The 21,254-nt window shown below is 65.6% G+C and carries 16 protein-coding genes; 2 read left to right on the forward strand and 14 right to left on the reverse strand.

Going from position 1 to position 21,254, the window contains the following annotated elements:
* Positions 1-292: 292 nt before the first annotated feature.
* Complete coding sequence (gene pdxY / locus ACCQ06_RS09100; RefSeq protein WP_228323495.1) at positions 293-1,201, forward strand: pyridoxal kinase; 909 nt, start codon at positions 293-295, stop codon at positions 1,199-1,201.
* Positions 1,198-2,328 carry a prephenate dehydrogenase gene (locus tag ACCQ06_RS09105; protein WP_316691836.1) on the forward strand — a complete coding sequence of 377 codons (1,131 nt, stop codon included), beginning with the start codon at positions 1,198-1,200 and terminating at the stop codon, positions 2,326-2,328. The genes pdxY and ACCQ06_RS09105 overlap by 4 nt, the downstream gene beginning before the upstream one ends.
* Positions 2,329-2,578: 250 nt before the next feature.
* Here the strand turns inward: ACCQ06_RS09105 and ACCQ06_RS09110 are convergent, their stop codons facing one another.
* From ACCQ06_RS09110 to ACCQ06_RS09175, 14 genes are all read right to left on the reverse strand, one after another.
* On the reverse strand, positions 2,579-2,773 hold the full coding sequence (locus ACCQ06_RS09110) for a hypothetical protein (RefSeq protein ID WP_104613899.1): 195 nt from the start codon (positions 2,771-2,773) through the stop codon (positions 2,579-2,581).
* Between the two features lie 401 nt (positions 2,774-3,174).
* Positions 3,175-4,578 carry a TolC family protein gene (locus ACCQ06_RS09115; protein WP_316691838.1) on the reverse strand — a complete coding sequence of 468 codons (1,404 nt, stop codon included), beginning with the start codon at positions 4,576-4,578 and terminating at the stop codon, positions 3,175-3,177.
* A complete protein-coding gene (locus ACCQ06_RS09120) occupies positions 4,575-5,660 on the reverse strand; it encodes an efflux RND transporter periplasmic adaptor subunit (RefSeq protein WP_316691839.1) in 1,086 nt (361 codons plus the stop codon). Before ACCQ06_RS09120 ends, ACCQ06_RS09115 begins: the two co-directional genes overlap by 4 nt.
* On the reverse strand, positions 5,644-7,332 hold the full coding sequence (locus tag ACCQ06_RS09125) for an ATP-binding cassette domain-containing protein (protein ID WP_316691840.1): 1,689 nt from the start codon (positions 7,330-7,332) through the stop codon (positions 5,644-5,646). Before ACCQ06_RS09125 ends, ACCQ06_RS09120 begins: the two co-directional genes overlap by 17 nt.
* Before the next feature lie 88 nt (positions 7,333-7,420).
* The gene (locus tag ACCQ06_RS09130) at positions 7,421-8,320 is read right to left on the reverse strand and encodes a hydrogen peroxide-inducible genes activator (protein WP_316691842.1); all 900 of its coding nucleotides are present in this window, start codon (positions 8,318-8,320) and stop codon (positions 7,421-7,423) included.
* 90 nt (positions 8,321-8,410) lie between these two features.
* Positions 8,411-10,180, reverse strand: a complete 1,770-nt coding sequence (locus ACCQ06_RS09135; protein WP_228323490.1) for an ABC transporter transmembrane domain-containing protein — start codon at positions 10,178-10,180, stop codon at positions 8,411-8,413.
* The gene (locus ACCQ06_RS09140) at positions 10,177-10,779 is read right to left on the reverse strand and encodes an IMPACT family protein (protein WP_316691844.1); all 603 of its coding nucleotides are present in this window, start codon (positions 10,777-10,779) and stop codon (positions 10,177-10,179) included. The genes ACCQ06_RS09135 and ACCQ06_RS09140 overlap by 4 nt, the downstream gene beginning before the upstream one ends.
* A gap of 275 nt (positions 10,780-11,054) precedes the next feature.
* Entirely contained in the window at positions 11,055-11,648 is a 594-nt protein-coding gene (locus ACCQ06_RS09145; RefSeq protein WP_170068416.1) for an LOG family protein, read from the reverse strand.
* Positions 11,649-11,812: 164 nt separating this feature from the next.
* Positions 11,813-13,249: a dihydrolipoyl dehydrogenase gene (gene lpdA, locus ACCQ06_RS09150; RefSeq protein WP_316691846.1), complete on the reverse strand. Its 1,437-nt coding sequence runs from the start codon at positions 13,247-13,249 to the stop codon at positions 11,813-11,815.
* Between the two features lie 144 nt (positions 13,250-13,393).
* Positions 13,394-14,599 carry a dihydrolipoyllysine-residue succinyltransferase gene (gene sucB / locus ACCQ06_RS09155; RefSeq protein ID WP_316691847.1) on the reverse strand — a complete coding sequence of 402 codons (1,206 nt, stop codon included), beginning with the start codon at positions 14,597-14,599 and terminating at the stop codon, positions 13,394-13,396.
* A gap of 42 nt (positions 14,600-14,641) precedes the next feature.
* Positions 14,642-17,470, reverse strand: coding sequence for a 2-oxoglutarate dehydrogenase E1 component (locus tag ACCQ06_RS09160; protein ID WP_425611864.1), 2,829 nt, complete (start codon positions 17,468-17,470; stop codon positions 14,642-14,644).
* Between the two features lie 180 nt (positions 17,471-17,650).
* On the reverse strand, positions 17,651-18,583 hold the full coding sequence (locus tag ACCQ06_RS09165) for a GNAT family N-acetyltransferase (protein WP_316691851.1): 933 nt from the start codon (positions 18,581-18,583) through the stop codon (positions 17,651-17,653).
* On the reverse strand, positions 18,580-20,040 hold the full coding sequence (locus tag ACCQ06_RS09170; RefSeq protein WP_316691853.1) for a ribosomal protein uL16 3-hydroxylase: 1,461 nt from the start codon (positions 20,038-20,040) through the stop codon (positions 18,580-18,582). The genes ACCQ06_RS09165 and ACCQ06_RS09170 overlap by 4 nt, the downstream gene beginning before the upstream one ends.
* A 393-nt stretch (positions 20,041-20,433) precedes the next feature.
* A complete protein-coding gene (locus ACCQ06_RS09175) occupies positions 20,434-20,934 on the reverse strand; it encodes a DUF3060 domain-containing protein (protein ID WP_228323483.1) in 501 nt (166 codons plus the stop codon).
* Positions 20,935-21,254: the final 320 nt, after the last annotated feature.

Below are 21,254 nucleotides of genomic sequence, written 5' to 3' on the forward strand. Positions count from 1 at the left end.
ATGCCGCAAACCGCATCTGAGCCACTGACACCATCCCGACGCTGAGCCGATACCCGCTCACTCAGCGCTGTCGCGCCTCGTCAGATCGCAACGTTTGCAAAACCTGCAGAGAATGCGCAGCGCTGAAGCGTTCGGCTCCGACGTCTGCGTCACCAAACGGCGTGAATGTCAGCGCCATCCAGCTCGCATCCAGTCAACGCGCGTCGCACTGCACATCGCGCGGCTCCAAACACGCCACGCGCTCACGTATTGCAGCAGATAATGGGGCTCTCCTCTCACGACGGCGCCTCCCATGAGCGATGCAACCGACAGTCATCTCGTCCACGGTCGTCGCCAGCGCCCGGATGGTCCTTCGCCGGTCGATGTGATCTCGGTGCAGTCGCAGCTGGTCTATGGCCATGCCGGCAACAGCGCTGCCGTACCGCCGCTGCGCGCGCTCGGATTACGTGTGGCCGAAGTGCCGACCACCTTGCTCAGTAACGCGCCGTTCTACGCAACCTTGCGCGGCCGTATCTTGCCGGCCGACTGGTTGGCCGATCTATTGCTCGGCGCCACAGAACGCGGCCTGCCGCAGCGGGCGCGCATGCTGGTCTCCGGCTATTTCGGCAGCCTGGCCAATGGCGAAGCATTCGCCGATTGGCTGGAGCAGACGCTGCCGCAGGCGCCGCAGCTGCGCTATTGCCTGGATCCGGTGATCGGCGACACGCACACCGGCCCCTACGTCGAGCCGGGCCTGGAGCGGGTGTTCGCCGAACGCTTGCTACCGCATGCCTGGCTGGTCACGCCCAATGCGTTCGAGTTGGGACGCTTGACCGGTATGCCCAGCCTGGAACAGCACGATGCCATTGCTGCGGCCCGCGTCCTGCTCGCACGCGGCCCGCAATGGGTGCTTGCGCACAGCGTTGCCGGCGTAGCAGGCGAATTGGTGACCTTGGCGGTCAGTACTGATGCGGTGTATCGCTGGGCCAGCCCGCATCTGCCGGTCGACGTGGCCGGCACCGGCGATGTGTTGATGGCGCTGTTGATCGGTTTTTTGCTGCGTGATATGCCGTTCGAGCAGGCGGTAGGACACGCGCTCACCGGTGTGCACAGCGCGCTGGAGGCCACGCTGGCGGCAGGTTACGAAGAGTTCGATGTGCTGGCTGCCGCGCCGGCCGCGCTTGCGGTACGGCCGCGCTTTGCCGTCGAGCGCCTGGCATGAGTGCGCAGCCGGTCGTCGGCATCGTCGGCATTGCCGGCGCCTACGGACGCTGGCTGGCGCAGTTTTTGCGCACCCGCATGCAGCTGGAGGTGATCGGCTTCGATCCTGCAGTCAGCGGCGACATCGACGAAGCCACCCTGGCGCAGCGTGCGGATGTGCTGATTTTTTCTGCGCCGATTCGCCACACCGCCGCGTTGATCCAACGCTATGTGGAACTGGCCGGCGCACGCGCTGCATCGCAGCTGTGGATGGACGTCACCTCGATCAAGCAGGCGCCGGTCGCTGCGATGCTGGCGTCGCAGGCAGACGTGGTCGGCCTGCATCCGATGACCGCGCCGCCGAAATCGCCAACCTTGAAGGGGCGGGTCATGGTGGTCTGCGAAGCGCGCCTGCAGCATTGGTCGGCGTGGGTGCAGACCTTGTACGTGGCACTCCAGGCAGAGTGCGTTTACGCCACGCCGGAGCACCACGACCGGGTGATGGCCTTGGTGCAGTCGATGGTACACGCCACTCACTTGGCACAGGCGGGCACCTTGCGCGACTACGCACCGCTGTTGGGTCAATTGCAGGCGTTGATGCCGTATCGCTCCGCATCGTTCGAACTCGACACTGCAGTGATCGCGCGCATCCTCTCGCTCAATCCATCGATTTATGAAGACATCCAGTTCGGTAACCCGTACGTCGGCGAAATGCTCGACCGCCTGCTGTCGCAGCTGCAGCACTTACGCGCGCTGGTGGCGCAAGGCGACGACGCGGCGCGCGCGCAGTTCCGCAGTCAGTTCCTGGACGCTAACGTCCATTCCCTGCAACACACCGCATTGGCCGCAGGCAACTACACCTACGAGCGCGTGGGCTACCTGTTGGCCGACCTCACCGAACCGCTGACCTTGAGCGTGTATCTGCCCGAAGACCAGCCCGGCTCGCTGCGCGCACTGTTGCATGTCTTCGAGCGGCACGGGGTCAACCTGTCCTCGATCCATTCCTCGCGCACGCCGGTGGGCGAGCTGCATTTTCGGATCGGGTTCGAATCCGATAGTGATCGTGCAGCATTGGCGCGTGCGGCAAGTGAGATCGACCTTAGTGGGATCGGGCGGGTGCTGGAGCGGTCGGATCGCGTCGCAGACTGACTTGCCGGTTGACTTGTACGTTAGCCGGCAAAATGCTGTTGTTGATGTGTCCTGATCATCAATTGCGTAACGCTGCACGTCGCATTCGGCGCTGCAAGCGGCGCAAATTCAAAGCCTCTGTTCGGAAGAGAATCACAATTTCATCCACACGGGGTGTGGATGAAAGTTGCACAAGCATGTGGATAAGCTGGCGCAGCCCTTGCAGGGCAAGGGCTGTCGTCTGGCTGGTCAAAAAATGACCAGGCAGCGCTCACGGTGTGGAGAGTTGCAGCTCGCCGCCTTCGGTGATGAAGCGTTGCCCTTGCCGTTGCAAATGACGGCCGTCGGGGAGTTCGTAACGCGGCGCGGGATGTGCGCCCTGGCCAGGCGACTGCTCGTTGCGAAATTCGATGATGACGTACGGCTCGCCATCTGCGCCGATCGCGGGAAATTGCCGAAAAGACATATGCACCTCCGAAGGATTGCAAGGTTGCCCTGCGGGCGATTGGCCCGTACCGCCAGCGGTTGGCCGGCACGCCGAGCATGCGCACGCAGATGTTATTCGGACGTCGTCGTACGATGAGGCGAACGACCTGCAGGTTGAGATCGCCATGCGGGGTCCGACGCTGGGTGTCTTGGACCGAACCCATTGCAGCGATTCGCAACGTCGCGGCTGCTTATAGCTCAGCAAGCAACGTAGCTTCGAAATCCGTAGCGCCGTATCCAGTCGAGATCGCTGCCAGTTCTGCGGATCGCCCTGCGATATCGCCGGCCACGCTGTATAAGCCCTTACAAGCACTGCCAGCGGCGCAATTGGTATGGCGCAGGACCAATGCGCGCAGGCGCGACCAGCGCAGACTCAACGCGTCAACGACCTAACTGCAACGCATCCCGGTCAGCGGTAGCCGCTGCCAACTCTGCGCGCGCCGAGGCAATCCGCGCCTGCGCATCGATCAAACGCACGCGTGCGTCGTTGGCGGTTTCCTCGCGCTGGTTGACCAGGAAGAAATCGCCCGAGCCCAGTTCGAAGCGTCGCCGTTCGGCGGCGGCCAGGCGGTCGGCGAGGCCGCGTTCTTCGTCGGCCATCTTGGCCAGCCGCTCGGCAGCGTTGAGCGAGATCACGATGGACTCCACCTCCACCGAGATCTGGTCGCGCAGGAAGCGGCTGCGCTGATCCAGTGCTTCGATCTCAGCGCGCGCCTCGGCAACCCGGCCTTTGGCGGAACGGTTCTCCAGCGGCACGCTGAAACGAAAACCGATGATCGCATCGGTCGGCGAGCGGTTCGGCCCGCCCACGCCGGGGTCGCCCAGGTCCTTGCTGACTTCGAAACTCACATCCAGCCGCGGCTTCAGGTCGTTCTGCGCCAGCATCAGCCGGGCGGTTGCCTGGTCGATGCGGGTCAGCACGGCGCGGTAATCGGGCCGCTCCAACGGCGCGGTGATTTTGCTGGCACCGGCCAGACCTTCCAGTGCGGAAGCATCGGGCGGCAGGCGCTCGCTGGAGACGATCAGCGGCATGCCGGCGTCGTCGCGCAGATACAGCGACAAGGCATTGGCCGCATTGGCGAAGTCCTGCTCCGAGCGCACCACCAGCGCGCGCCGGCGCACCAGGTTCTGGTCGTTTTCGGTCAACAGAATGGTCGGGCGCGCACCCAGCGTCACCTGCCGCGAAATCGCATTGCGGCGCTGCTCGGCCAACGCCAACAGGTCGTTGTACGCACGCAATTTCAGGCCGGCTGCCACCCAGCTCTGGTAGGCGTCCACGGCGCGCCGCTGCACGCCGATCGCCACCATCTCCGCTTCGTACTGGGCGACATTGATGTCGGCGCTGGCAACGCTGCGCTTGGTGCGACGCTCGTCGACCACGCGGTCGCGCAACAGCGCGTACAGCGCGCCGACCTTCACTTCGCCGCCGCGGTCGGTATACGACTTGTCTTCGTAGACCGGGAACGCACCGCGCGAGGACCGGTAGCCGCCGTAGTAATAGCCGCCGTTGTTCTCGAACGGCCGCTTGACGCCACTTTCGATGCTGCTGCCGTCGTAGTAGCCGGCCTCGCGCGAGCGGCCTTCGATATCGAACACGGTGTCGAATGCGCCGTCGGCCGAGATTCCCTTGCCTTCGGCCTGGCGGACTTTCGCCAGCGCTTCGACGATCTGCGGCGCAGAGCGGGCCGAGGACTGCAGCACTTCGTCCAGGCTCAGTGGCGCGGCTTGGGCGAAGGCCGCACCGGGGCAGAGTGCGATCAGCAGGACAAGCAGATGCCGCATCATTTCTTGCCCGTCGCGTCGTCTTCGGACTTGTCGGCGGCAGGCTTGGCCTTGCCATCGCCCTGCGTGGTCGCGGCGGGGCGGCGGCCGAATTCCAACGGGAAGTTGTTGAGCTGGCGCCATAGTTCGTAGCCCACCCGCACCGCTTCGCCCAGTACCCAGCCGCGCACCTTGCCGCCCTGGCGGGCGAATTCCTGCGCCGGCCACGCCGGTTTTCCCGGTTGCGGCTCGACCAGGATGCGGAACAGCCCATCCGGTGCGGCATTGGGGTCGATCGCGCGCACACGACCATCGAACATGCCGTGCGCTACCGACGGCCAGCCGCTGAACTGAATCGCCGGCCAGCCTTCGAACTCCAGCCGCACCGGGCGGCCGGGACGAATCAACGGCACGTCGCGGCCATCGATATACAGCTCCACGGCACGCTCCACGCGCTCGGGCGCAATCACCGCCAATACCGTGCCGGGCGAGACCATGGCGCTGCCGCTGGCGGCGTTGAGCTGCTGTACGCGACCATCGCGCGGCGCGCGCACCAGCTGTGCGGACTGGCGGTTCAACTGGATGTCGATGCGGGTCAACTTGGCGCGCGATTCGGCCAGCTTGGCGTCGGCTTCGGCCACCTTGATCTGGGTCAGCTCGTAATCGCGGCGCCCGGCCAGCCCTTCGGCGAGCAATTGCCGGCTGCGTTCCACGTCGATGCTGGCGACCGCGCGCGATTGCTGGATGGCGGCGATTTCCGCCGCGACCTGCGCGCGCTCGCTGGCAAGCCGAGTCAGTAGATCCGGGTCCAGGTCGCCGACGCGTGCGATCGGGTCGCCCTTGGACACGTGCTGGCCATCGTGTACGTACCAGCGCTCGACGCGGCCGGGCACGAAGGCGGTGACCTGCTGCTGGCGGTCGCCCGGGTCCAGCGAGACCACCTGGCCCTTGCCGCTGGCGGTCTGCACCCAAGGTGCGAACGCGAGGATGGAACCTGCGATGGCGACGCCGATCAACAGCATCCACGCTAGCGCCTTGGCGATGCTCGGTGGCCGCATCGAGGCCAGCGTGGGGAAGTGCGCGATCCGATCAGGGGCGTGCTGCATTGGTGGCCTCCTGGGTGGATGCGATGAGTTCGTCGCGCGTGGCGTAGCGCTGCTGGCGCGCGGGTTCCAGGCGGAACCAGCCATCCAGGGTGATGTCTTCCGGCCTGCCGGTGCACAGCAGCACGGTGGTGCCGGCCTCCTTCAGGCGTCCCAGCACACGGGTCAGGCGTTCTGCGGGGAGCAGGTCGTAGAGCTGCGACAACATCAGCACGCGTGGGCGCACCAGCAAGGCGTTTGCCAGCTTCAGCGCCATCACTTCGCCGATCCACAGCGGAAAGCCGGACGCGGCAAGGCGCGTGTCCAGGCCCTGCGGCAAGGCGGCGATGCGTGCGCGCAGCCCCACCGTGTCGATGGCTTCCAGCATCGCTTCGGAGCTCACGTCGGCCGAGGCCATGGCCAGATACTCGCGGATGGTGACTTCGACAATCGTCGGTCGATCGAGCACGGTGACTTCCGAGCGCAGCAGGTACATGTCGAAGGTGGCCAGGTCCGCACCGCCCACCATCACCAGGCCGCGATCCGGCACCACATGGCGCTTGAGCACCATCGCCAGCAGCCGCTCGGCGCCGCCATCGGCCAGCGTCACCAGATGCTCGCCGGCTTCCAGGGTGAAATCGAACCGCGCCCCCTCGATCACCACGCCGTCCAGCCGCACCGCGCTGTTGCCGGGGATCTTGCCGGCCGCCACGACGGCACGTTCCTGCGGAATGGCATACAGCAGCGACAATTCTTCGGCACTGGCCACCAGATCGTAGAACGTGTCCAGATACGCGCCGAGCTGCGCGATGCCATAGAACACCGCGCTCAGGATCAGCTCGGCCGCCACCAGCTGGCCAATCGACAGCTCGCCACGCAGGATCAAGCTGCCGCCCAGCGCCAGCAGCGCCGCGCTGGCAACTGCGTACAGCAGCAGGAACGCCACCGTCTGGGTGAAGCTATAGCGGAAATGGCGCCGATGCCGGTCGACATAGGCCGCAGTGACCGCCTCGGAGCGGTCCATCGCAAAGTTGAGATGGCGGCTGGATTTGTAGAAGCCATTGGAACCGCCGACGCTTTCCAGCCAATGCGCGGCATTGTGCTTGGCGTGGCTGAGGTCGACCGCAGTGCGAATCGAACCGCGCGACCAGATCATCCAGATGGCGAAGATGATCAGCAGCAGCAAGGCGTTGAACCCGAGGAAAAACGGGTGGTAGAAGCTGGTGACGATCAGGCCGACGGCCGACTGCAGCACGATGGTGAAGGCGCCGATCGCCAGGCTGGGCACCGCTTTTTGCACCACCACCAGATCGAAGTAGCGGTTGAACACATCGCCGCGGTTCTGGTCGGCGAAGAAGGGGTTCTGCGCATGCACCGCGCGCACCGTGATCTCGGCCACCACGCGCGCGAACAGGCGGCGTTCGAACAGCGCCATCATCCACACCCGCATCGCGCTCAGGCACGCCACCAGCAGCAGCAGCCCCAGCAACAGGCCCGACAACGTCCACAGTGGCGTGGGCAGTGCGGTATTGGCGACGCTGTTGATCAGCAACTGCACCGAGATGGGCGTGGCCAGCGACAGCAGGCTGATCGCCACGCCGTACACCAGGGCAAGACGCACGTACGGCATGTCAGGCCCGACGATTTCCGCCAGCCAGCCCGCCGCTTCCCGCCATCCGATCCGCTGTGACGCCATTGAACTTCCATTGATGAGTTCAGTGAAGCATTGACGAGTTACCGCTATAGGACAAGGCCGGAGCGCTTATGCGTTGTATAGGATTTTCCTATGCGGCTGCAGCGCGCAGCAAATCGGCGATCAAACCGAACGCTGGCGCACGTCCTGCGCCTTGCCGCCACAGCAGCCCAATCTCGCGGTAATAGCGGCCGCCCTTGATCGGGCGCACCACCACATCGTCGCCTTCGCGGATTTCCTGGCGCACGTACAGGTCCGGCAACAGCGCCAACCCCATGCCCATGCCGGCCATCTGCCGGATCGCATCCAGACTCGTTCCTTCGTAATCGCGCAGTACATGGGCACCGACGTCCATCGCGATGGCGGCCACCTGTTCGGCCAATCGGTATTCCGGCATCAAGGTGAGCAGGTTGGTACCGCGCAGATCGGCAGGGGTGATGTAGCGTTTGCTGCGCAGCGGGTGATCGGCGGCCATGGTCACGTGCAAGGGCTCACGGAACAGTCGTTCGCTGTGCAGGCTGCGTCCGGCCACCGGCAGTTGCGCCAGGATCAGATCGTGCACGCCATTGGCCAGGTCGCTGGCCAGTACGGTGGGCAAACCCTCGCGCACGTGCACGCGCAGCGCCGGGTGCTCGCGGTGCAGCCGCGCAACCAGGCTGGGCATCAGGTAGGCGCCCAGCGTGGGCGAGACACCGAGCCGGATGGTGCCAATCAATGTATCGGCCGCGGTGGTGCGCAGGTCTTCCAGATCGGCCACGTCGAGCAGGATGCTGCGCGCGCGGTCGAGCAGATCGCGCCCGAGCGGGGTCAGGATGGCCGGCACGCCGCGCTCGAACAGCGGCGCGCCGATGATGGTCTCCAGTGCGCGGATCTGTTGCGACAGCGAGGGCTGCGACACGCCCATCTGTTCGGCGGCGCGAGTGAAGCTGCCGGTGTCGGCAAGTGCGACGAAGTAACTCAGTTGGCGAAGGGTGGTCTTGGGGCGGGGCATGGTCGCATCGGCACGTCGGGTCGCTCGGAGTCGCACTGCCGGCCAGGCCGGTGAGTGAGCGTGTGGCCCGCAGTGGGCCTCAACCGGCCGTCATTGATCGATGAATTGCAGCCGTGCCAGCTCGGCGTACAGGCCGCCTTCGGCGATCAACTGCGCATGCGTGCCCTGCGCCACGATGCGGCCGGCATCCATGACCACGATGCGGTCGGCCTTGAGTACGGTGGCCAGGCGGTGCGCGATGACCAGGGTGGTGCGGCCCTGCATCAGCCGGTCCAGCGCTTGCTGCACGGCGCGCTCGCTCTGTGCGTCCAGTGCGCTGGTGGCTTCGTCCAGCAGCAGGATGGGCGCATCCTTGAGCAAGGCACGCGCGATCGCCACGCGCTGCTGCTGGCCGCCGGACAGGCGCGTGCCGCGCTCGCCCAGCTCGCTGGCGTAGCCTTGGGGCAGGGCACGAATGAAGACATCGGCTTCTGCCGCCGCCGCCGCCGCTTCCACCTCGGCATCGCTGGCCTCCAGGCGGCCATAGCGGATGTTGTCGGCGGCACTGGCCGCGAACAGGGTCGGTTGCTGCGGGACCAGCGCGATGTTCTCGCGCAAGCGCACCGGGTCGGTCTGGCGCAGGTCCACCTCGTCGATGCGCACGCTGCCGCTGGCCGGGTCGTGGAAGCGCAGCAGCATCGCCAGCACCGTGCTCTTGCCCGCGCCGGACGGCCCGACCAGGGCAACGGTCTCGCCGGGGCTGACGTGCAGATCAAATTTGTCCAGCGCCGGTGCGTCGGGGCGCTGCGGATAATGAAACGCCACCTGGTCGAAATGGATCGCCCCGCGCAGCGGCTGCGGCAAGGGCGTTGGCGTGGCCGGCGCCAAAATGGCCGGCTCTTCGTCGAGCAGCTCGCCGACCCGGCCCATGCCGCCGGCGGCGCGCTGCAACTCGTTCCATACCTCGGCCAGCGCGCCGACCGAGCCGCCGCCGATCAAGGCATACAGCACGAACTGGCCCAGCGTGCCGGGTGTCATACGCCCGGACACCACGTCATGCGCGCCCAACCACAGCACGCCAACGATGGCACCGAAGATCAGCATGATGGCGATGGCGGTTACGCCGGCCTGGGTGCGGATGCGCAGCCGCGCGGTATCGATCGCCGCAAACAAGGCCTGGCTGAAACGCTGGCTTTCGTAACGCTCGCGCGCATGCGCCTGCACGGTGCGCACTGCGCCCAACGTTTCGGCCGCCAGCGTATTGGCATCGGCCACACGGTCCTGGCTGGCGCGCGAAATCTTTTGCAACCGGCGCGCGCCCAGCACGATCGGCAGCACCGCCAGCGGAATGCCGATCATCGTGAATCCAGCCAGGCGCGGGCTGGTGACGAACAACATCGCCATGCTGCCGATCACCGTCACCGAGCTACGCAACGCCACCGACATGGTGGTGCCGATCAGCCCCCGCAGTAGCTCGCTGTCGGCGGACAGTCGCGATACCAGCTCGCCGCTGCGGCTGCGATCATGAAAGCCGGCGTCCAGGCTGATCAGGTGCGCATACAGACGGCCGCGCAGGTCGGCGACGACTTTTTCGCCCAGCAACGCTACGAAGTAAAAGCGCGCTGCCGTGGCCAGGGCGAGCACCACCGCCACCGCAAACAACAGGGCGAAGGCGTGGTTGATCTGCGTGCCGCCGGAGAAGCCGTGATCGATCATGCGCTTGACCGCGGCCGGCAGGCTCAACGTGGCCGCCGCAGACACCGCGAGTGCGATCAGCCAGGCGGCGAACAGGCCGCGCTGACGTTGTACGAACGGCCACAAGGTGCGCAGGCTGCCAAGCTTCCGCAACGGGTTGGGCCTGGCGGCGGCTGGCTGATTCATGCGGCTTCCGGTGTTGAGAGATGGACACGATTGCGAGTGGCGTCGCACAGGCGGGTTTTCAAGCCAGCCAGCTGATCTGCAGGCAATTGCACGCGTAACGCTGCGCCTTGGGCGTCGAAGTGTTCATCCAGCTTGTCGACATGGAACGCGGCAAGCGCCGCGTGTACCAGCCCCAGATCGTCGAACTGGCATTGCAGGTCGAGCCGGGTCAGCGCGACCAGCGGCCGCCGCATGGCCAGGCGCAGACATTCGGCTGCGGTGCCGCCGTAAGCGCGCACCAGCCCACCGGCACCGAGCTTGATCCCGCCATACCAGCGCGTCACCACCACCACCACGCGATCGAAGCCTTGGCCATCGATGGCCGCCAGAATCGGCCGCCCCGCAGTGCCACTGGGTTCGCCATCGTCGCTGGAACGGTACTCTTGACCGAACCGGTAGGCCCAGCAGTTGTGTGTGGCATCGGGCACCGACACGCGCTGCAGGATCTCCAGCGCCTGCGCGGAAGAGTCGAGTGCAGCAGCATGGGCCAGAAAGCGACTGTGCTTGATGTCCAGGCTGTGTTGCGCGTCAGCGGCGAGGGTATCGAGCATCGTCGCCATTCTATGCGAGGCGGCGATCTCGATTGCTGCAGTCAGCGTGACTGCCGTTGCAAGCTGGCAGGCCGGGGCGATTGCAGCGTGCTGCTGCCGTAGCGATGGGCAGTTGCGTGCGTGGGACGTTGGCGACCGACGTCGCGCCTGAGGGAATGTTCGGGCGCACGGGTTTGCCTGGTATTAGCGTGAGCATGCGTTCGCTGGGGCGATGCGCGTTGATGCTGCGCGCGCCTGTAGAAAGCGACGCGCGTTGCGGCCGTGCGGGTCAGGGATGCCTTCGATCACACCAGCGTCGAGCGGCGCTTCTCGTCGATCCACTTGGATGCCTGGGCCGGGGTGTAGTACTGCATCCAATCCAGCATCTGCGCCATGTCGTCGCCGTACCACAGGTCGGCGCGCTGATCCGGATGCAGGAAACGTTCTTCCACCATGCGATCGATCATGCCGATCAGCGGCGCATAGAAGCCTGCGATATCGAGGAAGGCGCACGGCTTGTTGCCGATGCCGAGCTGGCGCCAGGTCAGCATCTCGAAGATCTCTTCCATGGTGCCGAAGCCGCCGGGCAGGGCGACGAAGGCATCGGACAGCTCGAACATGCGCATCTTGCGCTCATGCATCGAGCCGACGATTTCCAGTGTGGTCAGCCCGCGATGCGCCACTTCCCAATCGGCCAGCTGCTGCGGAATGACGCCGGTGACTTCGCCGCCAGCGGCCAGCACCGCGTTGGCCACCGTGCCCATCAAACCGACATTGCCGCCGCCATAGACCAGACGCAGACCCTGCTTGGCGATGCGATCGCCCAGCGCCATGGCGCGCTCGACATAGACGGGTTTGTTGCCGGCATTGGAGCCGCAATAGACGCAGATTGATTTCATCGGGGATTGGGGATTGGGGAGTCGGGAGTCGGGAATAGGGAATGGGTCAAAGCAAATATAGAAGCCAGAACGCATGACGCCGGACCTAGGTCCGGCGTCAGCATGAGGAGTGAGGTGATGGGACCGCTTTTACGATTCCCGATTCCCAACTCCCGATTCCCGGCTTAATTGGCCTTATGGATCGCGCGCTTGCTCACCGCCATCGCGGCGTCGTGGATCGCTTCGGACAAGGTCGGATGCGCGTGGCAGATACGTGCCAGGTCATCGGCCGAGCCGTTGAATTCCATCGTCAGCACGCCTTCGTGCACCAGCTCGGAGACGCCCACGCCCACCAGATGCATGCCCAGCACGCGATCGGTTTCGGCATCGGCGATCACCTTGACGAAGCCGGCCGGTTCGCCCATGGCCACCGCACGGCCGATCGCCGCGAACGGGAAGCTGCCGGCCTTGTACGCCACGCCCTCGGCCTTGAGCTGCTGCTCGGTCTTGCCGACCCAGGCAATCTCCGGCTCGGTGTAGATCACCCACGGAATGGTGTCGAAGTTGACGTGACCCGGCAGGCCGGCGATCAGCTCGGCCACCGCGATGCCTTCTTCGAAGCCCTTGTGCGCCAGCATCGGCCCGCGCACGCAGTCGCCGATGGCCCACACGCCGTCGACGCCGGTATGGCAGTGTCCATCGACCTCGATCTGGCCACGCTCGGTCACCTTGACGCCGGTGCCGTCGGCCAGCAGATTCTTGGTCGCGGCCTTGCGGCCCACGGCCACCAGCAGCTTGTCCACGGTCAGGGTCTGCTCGCCAGCGCCGTCGGTGTAGCTGAGCACCACTTGCTTGGCATCGCCGCTGCCGGTGATCTCGGTCTTACTGACCTTGGCGCCCAGCTTGATGTCCAGGCCTTGCTTCTTGAATTCCTTCAGCGCGGTCTTGGCCACTTCGGCATCGGCCAGCGCCAGGAAGTCCGGCAGCGCTTCGAGGATGGTGACTTCGGCGCCCAGGCGCTTCCACACGCTGCCCAGTTCCAGGCCGATCACGCCGGCACCGATCACTGCCATGCGCTTGGGCACGGCGGTGAAGTCCAGGCCGCCGACGTTGTCGACGATGGTGTCGCCGTCGAACTTGGCAAACGGCAGTTCGATCGATTCCGAACCGGCCGCCAGGATCACGTTGGTGCCCTTGAGCTCGATTTCGCCGCCTTCGTGCTGGGCGACCTTGACGATATTGCCCGGCAGCAACTGGCCGAAGCCGTAGTACGGGGTGATCTTGTTGGCCTTGAACAGCATCGCGATGCCGCCGGTGAACTGCTTCACGATCTTGTCCTTGCGGGCGATCATGGTGGGCACGTCCATCTTGGCGTCGTTGAAGCTGATGCCGTGGTCGCCGAACAGGTGACCCATGTTCCAGAACTGGCGCGAGGAATCCAGCAGCGCCTTGGACGGAATGCAACCCACGCGCAGGCAGGTGCCGCCCATTGCGGGCTTGCCGTCCTTGCCGATTGCCGCGTCGATGCAGGCGACCTTCATGCCCAGCTGGGCCGCGCGAATCGCCGCGTGATAGCCGGCCGGGCCGGCACCGATGACGACGACGTCGTAGTTTTCAGCCATTTTAGCAATTCCTTGATTCGTTCTCCTTCTCCCGGAGGCGGGAGAAGGTGGCGCGAAGCGCCGGATGAGGGAGGGCAGCAGCGGCCGACGATGGCGCGGCCCTCACCCCAACCCTCTCCCGCAGACGGGAGAGGGAGCGATGGCTTACAGACCGAACAGCATCCGGCCCGGGTTTTCCAGCTGATTCTTGATGTCGACCAGGAACTGCACCGAATCCTTGCCGTCGATGATGCGGTGGTCGTAGGACAGTGCCAGGTACATCATCGGGGCGATCACGACCTGGCCGTTCTCGGCGATCGGACGTTCCTTGATCGCGTGCATGCCCAGGATGGCGCTCTGCGGCGGGTTGATGATCGGAGTGGACAGCAGCGAGCCGAAGGTGCCGCCGTTGGTGATGGTGAACGTGCCGCCCTGCAGATCGTCCAGGCCCAGCTTGCCGGCGCGCGCCTTGGCGGCGTAATCGGCAATGCCCTGTTCGACCTCGGCGAACGACTGGCGTTCGACGTTACGCAGCACCGGCGTGACCAGGCCCTTTTCGGTGGACACGGCGATCGAGATATCGCTGTAGCCGTGATAGATGATGTCGTCGCCGTCGATCGAGGCGTTGACCAGCGGGAAGCGCTGCAGCGCGTTGGCGGCGGCCTTGACGAAGAAGCTCATGAAGCCGAGCTTGATGCCGTGCGCCTTCTGGAACTCGTCCTGCAGTTCCTTGCGCGCGGCCGACACCTTGGCCAGGTTCACTTCGTTGAAGGTGGTCAGCATCGCGGTGGAGTTCTTGGACTCCATCAGGCGCTTGGCGATGGTCTTGCGCACGCGCGTCATCGCCACGCGCTCTTCCGGACGGGCGCCAGAGGCCTTGCCCACGCCACCGGCCTTGGCGAAGTTGACGATGTCTTCCTTGGTCACCGCGCCACGACGGCCGGTGCCTTCGACCTGCGACGGATCCACGCCCTGGGTGATCGCGGAGAAACGCGCACCCGGCGGCAGCGCATCGGCCGCCGACTTCGACGGGCTGGGCGCAGCGGCAGCAGCCGGTGCCGCAGCCGGAGCGGGTGCAGCGGCTGCCGGTGAATCGGCCTTCTTCTCTTCGGCCGGAGCCGCGGCGGCAACGGCGCCTTCTTCGATGATCGCCAGGATCTGGTTGCTGGTGACGGTGCTGCCGGCTTCGAACTTGATTTCCTTCAACACGCCGTCGACCGGCGAAGGAACTTCCAACACGACCTTGTCGGTTTCCAGGTCGACCAGATTCTCGTCGCGCTTGACCGCTTCACCGGCCTTCTTGTGCCAGCTGGCGATGGTGGCGTCGGAAACGGATTCGGGCAGTACCGGAACTTTGACTTCGGTGGCCATTCGGGGAGCGTCCTAGGGTTTTCGTTCTTTGGGGAAGAGGAGTTATTCAGCGACTTGGTCGTTGAACGGATTGAGTAGCGCATCGGCAACCAGCTTCTGCTGTTCGACGATGTGGTCGGCCATGTGGCCGGCGGCAGGCGAGGGCGAACGGGCGCGGCCGGCGTAATGCAGGCTCTGACCGCCGGCCAGGCAGAAGTTGAGGTGATGGCGGATCTGGTACCACGCACCCTGGTTCTGCGGCTCTTCCTGGCACCACACCACGTCGGTGGCGTTGGCATAGGCCTTGAGCTCGGTGGCCAGCTGCGCACGCGGGAACGGATACAGCTGCTCCACGCGCAGGATGGCCACATCGTCCTGACCGCGCTTGGTCTGGTCTTCGAGCAGGTCGTAATAGACCTTGCCCGAACACAGGACTACGCGCTTGACCTTGGCGGCATCGGCCTTGGCATCGGAAATCAGGTGCTGGAACTGCCCATCGGCCAGTTCTTCCAGGCTCGACACCGCCAGCTTGTGACGCAGCAGCGACTTGGGCGTCATCACCACCAGCGGCTTGCGGGTGGTCATGCGCATCTGGCGACGGATCATGTGGAAGCATTGCGCCGGCGTGGTCGGCACGCACACCAGCATGTTCTCCAGCGCGCACAGTTGCAGGAAGCGCTCCAGACGCGCGGAGCTGTGCTCCGGGCCCTGCCCTTCATAACCATGCGGCAGGAACAGCGACAGGCCGGCGATACGGCCCCACTTGGCTTCACCGGCGGCGATGAACTGGTCGATCACCACCTGCGCGCCATTGGCGAAGTCGCCGAACTGCGCTTCCCACACGCACAGCGCGTTCGGGTCGGTGGTGGAGTAGCCGTATTCGAAGCCCATCACCGCTTCTTCGCTGAGCAGCGAATCGATGATGGTGGCGTCTTCCGGGTTCTCGACCAGCTGACGCAGCGGCAGGTAGTAGTTGTCGTTCTTCTGGTCATGCAGGATCGCGTGACGGTGAAAGAACGTGCCGCGACCGGCGTCCTGACCGACCAGACGCAGCTTGTGGCCTTCGGCCAGCAGCGTGGCGTACGCCAGGTTTTCGGCAAAGCCCCAGTCGGCCAGCTGATCGCCAGCGGCCATCTTGACGCGGTCGTCGTAGATCTTGGCGACGCGGGCATGCAGCTCTACGCCCTCTGGAATGGTGGTGATCAGCTTGGCCAGACGGTCCAGCTGGTCGCGCTTGACGCGCGTGTCCACCGGATCGGCGGCGGTGCCGACCAGATACTTGGACCAATCGATGGCGAATTCGTCCGGCTTGCGCGTGGCCAGTTCGGTGGTGTATTCGCCCGAATCCAGCTTGTTGCGATAGCCGTCCACCAGAGCCTTGGCTTCGTCGGCGCTCAGCACGCCGTCGCTTTCCAGCTTGGCGGCGTAGAGCTCGCGGGTGGTCTTGTGCTTGCGGATGGTCTGGTACATCACCGGCTGGGTCGCTGCCGGTTCGTCGGCTTCGTTATGGCCCCAACGTCGGTAGCAGACCAGGTCGATGACCACGTCCTTCTTGAACTGCTGGCGAAATTCGTAAGCCAGCTTGGACACGAAGATCACCGCATCCGGGTCGTCGCCATTCACGTGGAAGACCGGCGCGCCGATCATCTTGGCCACGTCGGTGCAGTACAGCGTGGAGCGGGCGTCGTCGCGGGTACTGGTAGTGAAGCCGATCTGGTTGTTGATGACGATGTGCACCGTGCCGCCGACCGCGAAACCGCGCGCCTGCGACATCTGGAACAGCTCCATCACCACGCCCTGTCCGGCGAATGCGGCATCGCCGTGGATCAGGATCGGCAACACGGTCTTGCGTTCGGCATCGCCGAAGCGTTCCTGGCGCGAGCGCACGCTGCCGACCACGACCGGGTCGACGATTTCCAGGTGCGAGGGGTTGAACGCCAGCGCCAGATGCACCTGGTTGCTGTCGCCCACCGCGATATCGGCCGAGAAGCCCATGTGGTACTTGACGTCGCCGGTGTGCGCGCGGTCGTCGTGGGCGTGCTCGAACTTGCCTTCGAATTCGTCGAACAGCTTGCGCGGGTTCTTGCCCAGCGTGTTGACCAACACGTTGAGGCGGCCGCGGTGGGCCATGCCGATCACGATGTCCTTGACCTGGTCCTTGCCGGACTGGTGGATGATCGCGTCCATCATCGGAATCAGCGCATCGCCGCCTTCCAGCGAGAAGCGCTTCTGGCCGACGTACTTGGTGTGCAGGTAGCGCTCCAGGCCTTCGGCGGCGGTGAGCCGTTCCAGCGTGCGCTTGCGGCTTGCCGCATCGCCTGCGATCTTGCCGCCGGCATCTTCCAGGCGCTTGTAGATCCACTGGCGCTGGTCGAATTCCTGGATGTGCATGAATTCTGCGCCGATGCTGCTGGCGTAGGTCGCCTTCAGGCGGGCCAGCAGATCTTTCAGCTTCATCCGCGGCTGGCCACCGACACCGCCGGTGCTGAACTCGCTGTCCATGTCAGCCTGCGACAGGCTGTGGAACGGCAGGTCCAGATCGGGTGGGTTGACCGGCGGAGTGAGCCCCAGCGGGTCGAGCTGCGCGCCAAGGTGGCCGCGTGCACGGTAGGCGGTGATCAGACGGCCGACATTGCGCTCGCGCTCGTCGCTGGCGCCCGCGCCGGTACTGGCATTGGCGGCCTGTTTGGACGCGCTGAGAATGTGGGCAATGGCTGCCGAGTGCGGCACATCACCGGCATCGCGACCTTGGAAGCCGTCGAAATACGTCTTCCACTTCGGATCGACACTGTCCGGGGCGACGAGGTACTGCTCGTACAGATCCTCGATATAGGCGGCGTTGCCGCCGGCGAGCTGCGATGACTGCGCGAACTGCTTTAGGAGATTATCCACGATGGTAAGTCGGGTCTGCTGTGGGGATGATTGTGCGGAAGCGGCAGGGCGAGTTGCCCTATCGGTCGGTCTCAAATCTCGAAAAATTATACCCCCTTGCGCTTGTGAGGGGGCGTCTGCGAGCTGACCGGCCGGGTAGACCAATTGGTCGGGCGCCTACGCGCAAGAGGCGCTGCGGCGTCAGATGCCGAGCGCGCGCGGTTCGTTCCAGAGCGTGCTGCGCTCCCATATCTGCGCGAATTCGCGCTCCAGCTGGCGGCTGCGGGCCGCACCGGACAACCAGGTTTCGCCATCGTCGTAGCGATGACCTGTTGGACGAAAGTAGTAGGCGTCGTCGCCGACGACGTAAGCCGCCGCATAGCTGGTATCGACCGGATCGCTGACCGCGCGGAACCGGAACACACTCGGCAACCGCTGGGCCAGGCGCAACATCGCGCTGCTGCTGGCGGCGGCGCTGGCGGTGTCCTGCACCAGCACCTGCACGCGCTTGTCGTGGCGGGCGGTGGCGAAGCGGCGCAACGCATCGAGCACCGCGGGATTGTCGAACAACGGCGGGTCCAGTGCGCGGGTGTAGATCAGCACCTGCCGGCGCGCGCTGCTGAGCAGGCCGGTGGTGGTGGCCAGGGCCGCGGCGAGATCGTCCACCGCCATCGGGCCGTCGAGCCGGCGATGCACGGGCTTGGCGGGCGCAGCGCCACTATCGGCAGTACGCGCGTGCGAAGAATGCGGGGGGAGTTCGGGTAAAAAACCGAGGCGTGCGAACACGGCCTCGGCGTTTGCGGTGACGCGGGCGTGCAGGCTGGGCCAGCCACGCTCGGCTGCGGCATCCACCGCTGCGGCGAGCAGCTGGTCGGACAGGCCGCGCCGCCGCCAGTCCGGCACCAGGCCGAGCCGGTCGATGCGGCGATCCGGCGTCACGCGCACCGAGGCGACCAGCTGGCCGTCGTCGGTGCGCGCGGCCAAGTGCAGGCTGAGCGGGTCCAACGCATCCCACTCGGCATCGTGGGCAATGCCCGCGATGGCGGTTGTGCAGGCCTGCCGCAACGCGCGCAGGGCCGCGGCATCGGCTGCCGGGTCCAGCGCGACGATTTGCGGCCTGCCGTGCGGACTCATGCGCGCTCCGGGGTCTCGTCGTGGTTGCCATCATCGGCGATATCCGAAGCCTCTCTGTCGCCATCCTCGTCCTGCGCGGTGTCTGCGATGTCAGCCGGGCTATCTGCGTCGTCCGCCACCGCTTCGACATCGGCGTCGGGATCGATGGCGTCGTTTGCGTCCGCGCTGTCGGCGTCGTCCTGATCGTCTTGTTGGTCGGCCGACACGGTGAGCACATGCGCTTGGTCGTCGTCGATGTCTTCGTGCGCGTCGTCATGGGCGCGCTGGTAATGGCCCTGCGCCAACAGCTCCAACACCACCTCGCGGCCGCGTGCGCTCAGCTGCGCGTAAAGCCCGCCATCGATTTCTTCGGCCGCCGCCAGACGCGCCGCATCCTTGGCCGACAGCGCAAATTCCAGGCCGCTGCAAAACAGCGTGGCGCCGCGCTTGGCACGCCGCCAGGCCAGCCGCGACCAGGGGTGGCGATACAGCACCACGCCTTCTTCCAGCGCCTGTTCGACCGCTTCGCGCGGGATCGGCTCGGGCGCCGGCACCACGTCGCCGGAGGCGCGATAGGTGGTCATGAAACGGCCGAACCAGTCGCCCAGGCGATCCGGGTCGTTCATGCGCAGCGCGTTGAGCGCTTCGACCACGCGGTTCATCGCGGTGACGTCGATCTCGTACGGGTCGGCCGGCACCTTGAGGTCTTCGTCGTGATAGCGCACCGACTCGTCGGCATCGGCGATCAGGGTGTCCAGGTAATCGCCGATCAGCTCGGCCGAGGACGGTGCGCGGGTGCCGATCGAGAAGGTCAGGCAGGCGTCTTCGGCCACGCCGTGATGCGGCACCAGCGGCGGCAGATACAGCATGTCGCCCGGACCCAGCACCCAGTCGTGGGTCGGCTTGAACTCGCGCAGCAGCTTGATGTCCACGTCGTCGCGGAACGCCAGCGGCGTGGGCTTGCGGCCTTGCGAGGTGCGTGCGTCGATCTGCCAGCGGCGGTGGCCCTGGCCCTGCAGCAGGAACACGTCGTAATGGTCGACATGCGCGCCGACCGAGCCGCCGGTGGCGGCGAAGCTGATCATGATGTCGTCGATGCGCCAGCGCGGCAGGAAGCGGAACTGCTCCAGCAGTGCGCGCACGTCGGCGTCCCACTTGTCCACGTCCTGCACCAGCAGCGTCCAATCGTGATCGGGCAGGCCGGGGAAGTCGGTTTCCTGGAACGGGCCGGTACGCACGCTCCAGCCGTCGGTGGCGCGGTCGTGGCTGATCAGGCGTGCCAGCACGCCGTCTTCGCAGGCCAGGCCGGCCAGATCTTCCGGCTGCAGTGGCGAGGCGAAGTCTGCGAAGGCATTGCGGATCAGCAGCGGGTGCTTGTGCCAGTAGGTGCGCAGAAAGCGCTCCACCGGCATGCCTAGCGGCTGGCCGGGGCGGGCCTGGACTTCGATGACGGGAGGGTTTGCCTTGCGTGCAGCCATGGGGAGTCCTTGCAGGTGTCGATGGAATAGTGGTGCGCGGGCAGGGCCGGCGCAGATACCTCATTGTCCGATGCCTGCGCCGGATCTGCACCTGCGCGCGGGGCCGGCAACAGGCAATGCTTCAGGGACGTGGTGGTTCGGGCCTGCGCGGTTCCGGCGACTGCGCTTGGCAGGCGGTCACGTCGGTAGGTGCTGCAACGCTGTGCGGGCGGCAACAGCGTACTTGCCGTGAAGACTGATGCGGTGCGTGGACGGCTTCGCGGCCTGCGTTGGCTTGCGAAAAAGATGCGCGCTCTGCACGCGTGGCGCACCAAGGGCGCGTCATTCACCATTTAATTTCCTTATTGCCGTGCTGGGCGAAGGCGGCGCCACCGCGCCGTCGCGGCCACCGAGTTACATCACCTTGTTACCGCTCCCGCGGTCGTCCAGTGTGGGCTTGCTGGAGGGGTTGACCGTGTTGTCGTTGCCGGAAAAACGCACCTGCTTGACGGCGCGGGCCAGTACCAGATTCTTGTTGCCCTGGATGTCCACGCTGTCGACAGTGCTCAGATTGAGCGTGTTGTCGTGGCCGGTGACGCTGAGCTGGCCGAGCTGTTTGTTGAGCACGGTGAAGTTGCTGCCTTCCATGCGGATGCTGCGTGCGTTGTCCAGATTCATCGCGCCGCGTGAGGCGGTGATGGTCACCGTGCCGCAGTTGCCATGCAGGATCCACTCGCTGTCGTCGCGGGTCAGGCGCACATCCTTGCCGTCGCAATCGGCGCCGCTGGCCGGGTCGGTCACTGTGGACGAGACGGCCGATAGCGCCTGGGCCGCAGGGCCGTCGGCGCCGCAGCCGCTCAATGCGGCGATGCTGTACAGGGCAAACAGCGACGCGATACTACGCACTGCACGCATGGGTGATCCCTCGCTTGGATGAGGCCGGCACCATAGCAGCCGCATCGGGGAGCGCCGTTGACGCCGGCTCGATGCTTGGGCGTTGCCGGCATACCCGGCGAAGCAGCCGTTCCGTCACGTCGCTAGAAATGCCAGCACCTACCGCACCCTCCAGGACCTACCGCACCCCGACAATGGCCGCGCCCGCTTGGCGTGGTGCGGCCGATGGTGTTCCCGCTTAGGCAAGCGTTGAACGCCTTTTCCACGTGCTGTCGATCAACAACCGAAGCACTCTTCACTACGCGCACGTGCTTGATCTTCAGCGTGGGAGGTCGCCGCAT

Origin of the sequence: Xanthomonas sp. NCPPB 4467, assembly GCF_041475665.2 — a bacterium.
Lineage (GTDB): Bacteria > Pseudomonadota > Gammaproteobacteria > Xanthomonadales > Xanthomonadaceae > Xanthomonas > Xanthomonas dyei.

Bases quoted from the DNA above. Each gene is read 5' to 3' on its own strand.
- pdxY (WP_228323495.1), top strand. From the start codon at position 293: ATGAGCGATGCAACCGACAGTCATCTCGTCCACGGTCGTCGCCAGCGC.
- ACCQ06_RS09105 (WP_316691836.1), top strand. From the start codon at position 1,198: ATGAGTGCGCAGCCGGTCGTCGGCATCGTCGGCATTGCCGGCGCCTAC.
- ACCQ06_RS09110 (WP_104613899.1), bottom strand. From the start codon at position 2,773: ATGTCTTTTCGGCAATTTCCCGCGATCGGCGCAGATGGCGAGCCGTAC.
- ACCQ06_RS09115 (WP_316691838.1), bottom strand. From the start codon at position 4,578: ATGATGCGGCATCTGCTTGTCCTGCTGATCGCACTCTGCCCCGGTGCG.
- ACCQ06_RS09120 (WP_316691839.1), bottom strand. From the start codon at position 5,660: ATGCAGCACGCCCCTGATCGGATCGCGCACTTCCCCACGCTGGCCTCG.
- ACCQ06_RS09125 (WP_316691840.1), bottom strand. From the start codon at position 7,332: ATGGCGTCACAGCGGATCGGATGGCGGGAAGCGGCGGGCTGGCTGGCG.
- ACCQ06_RS09130 (WP_316691842.1), bottom strand. From the start codon at position 8,320: ATGCCCCGCCCCAAGACCACCCTTCGCCAACTGAGTTACTTCGTCGCA.
- ACCQ06_RS09135 (WP_228323490.1), bottom strand. From the start codon at position 10,180: ATGAATCAGCCAGCCGCCGCCAGGCCCAACCCGTTGCGGAAGCTTGGC.
- ACCQ06_RS09140 (WP_316691844.1), bottom strand. From the start codon at position 10,779: ATGGCGACGATGCTCGATACCCTCGCCGCTGACGCGCAACACAGCCTG.
- ACCQ06_RS09145 (WP_170068416.1), bottom strand. From the start codon at position 11,648: ATGAAATCAATCTGCGTCTATTGCGGCTCCAATGCCGGCAACAAACCC.
- lpdA (WP_316691846.1), bottom strand. From the start codon at position 13,249: ATGGCTGAAAACTACGACGTCGTCGTCATCGGTGCCGGCCCGGCCGGC.
- sucB (WP_316691847.1), bottom strand. From the start codon at position 14,599: ATGGCCACCGAAGTCAAAGTTCCGGTACTGCCCGAATCCGTTTCCGAC.
- ACCQ06_RS09165 (WP_316691851.1), bottom strand. From the start codon at position 18,583: ATGAGTCCGCACGGCAGGCCGCAAATCGTCGCGCTGGACCCGGCAGCC.
- ACCQ06_RS09170 (WP_316691853.1), bottom strand. From the start codon at position 20,040: ATGGCTGCACGCAAGGCAAACCCTCCCGTCATCGAAGTCCAGGCCCGC.
- ACCQ06_RS09175 (WP_228323483.1), bottom strand. From the start codon at position 20,934: ATGCGTGCAGTGCGTAGTATCGCGTCGCTGTTTGCCCTGTACAGCATC.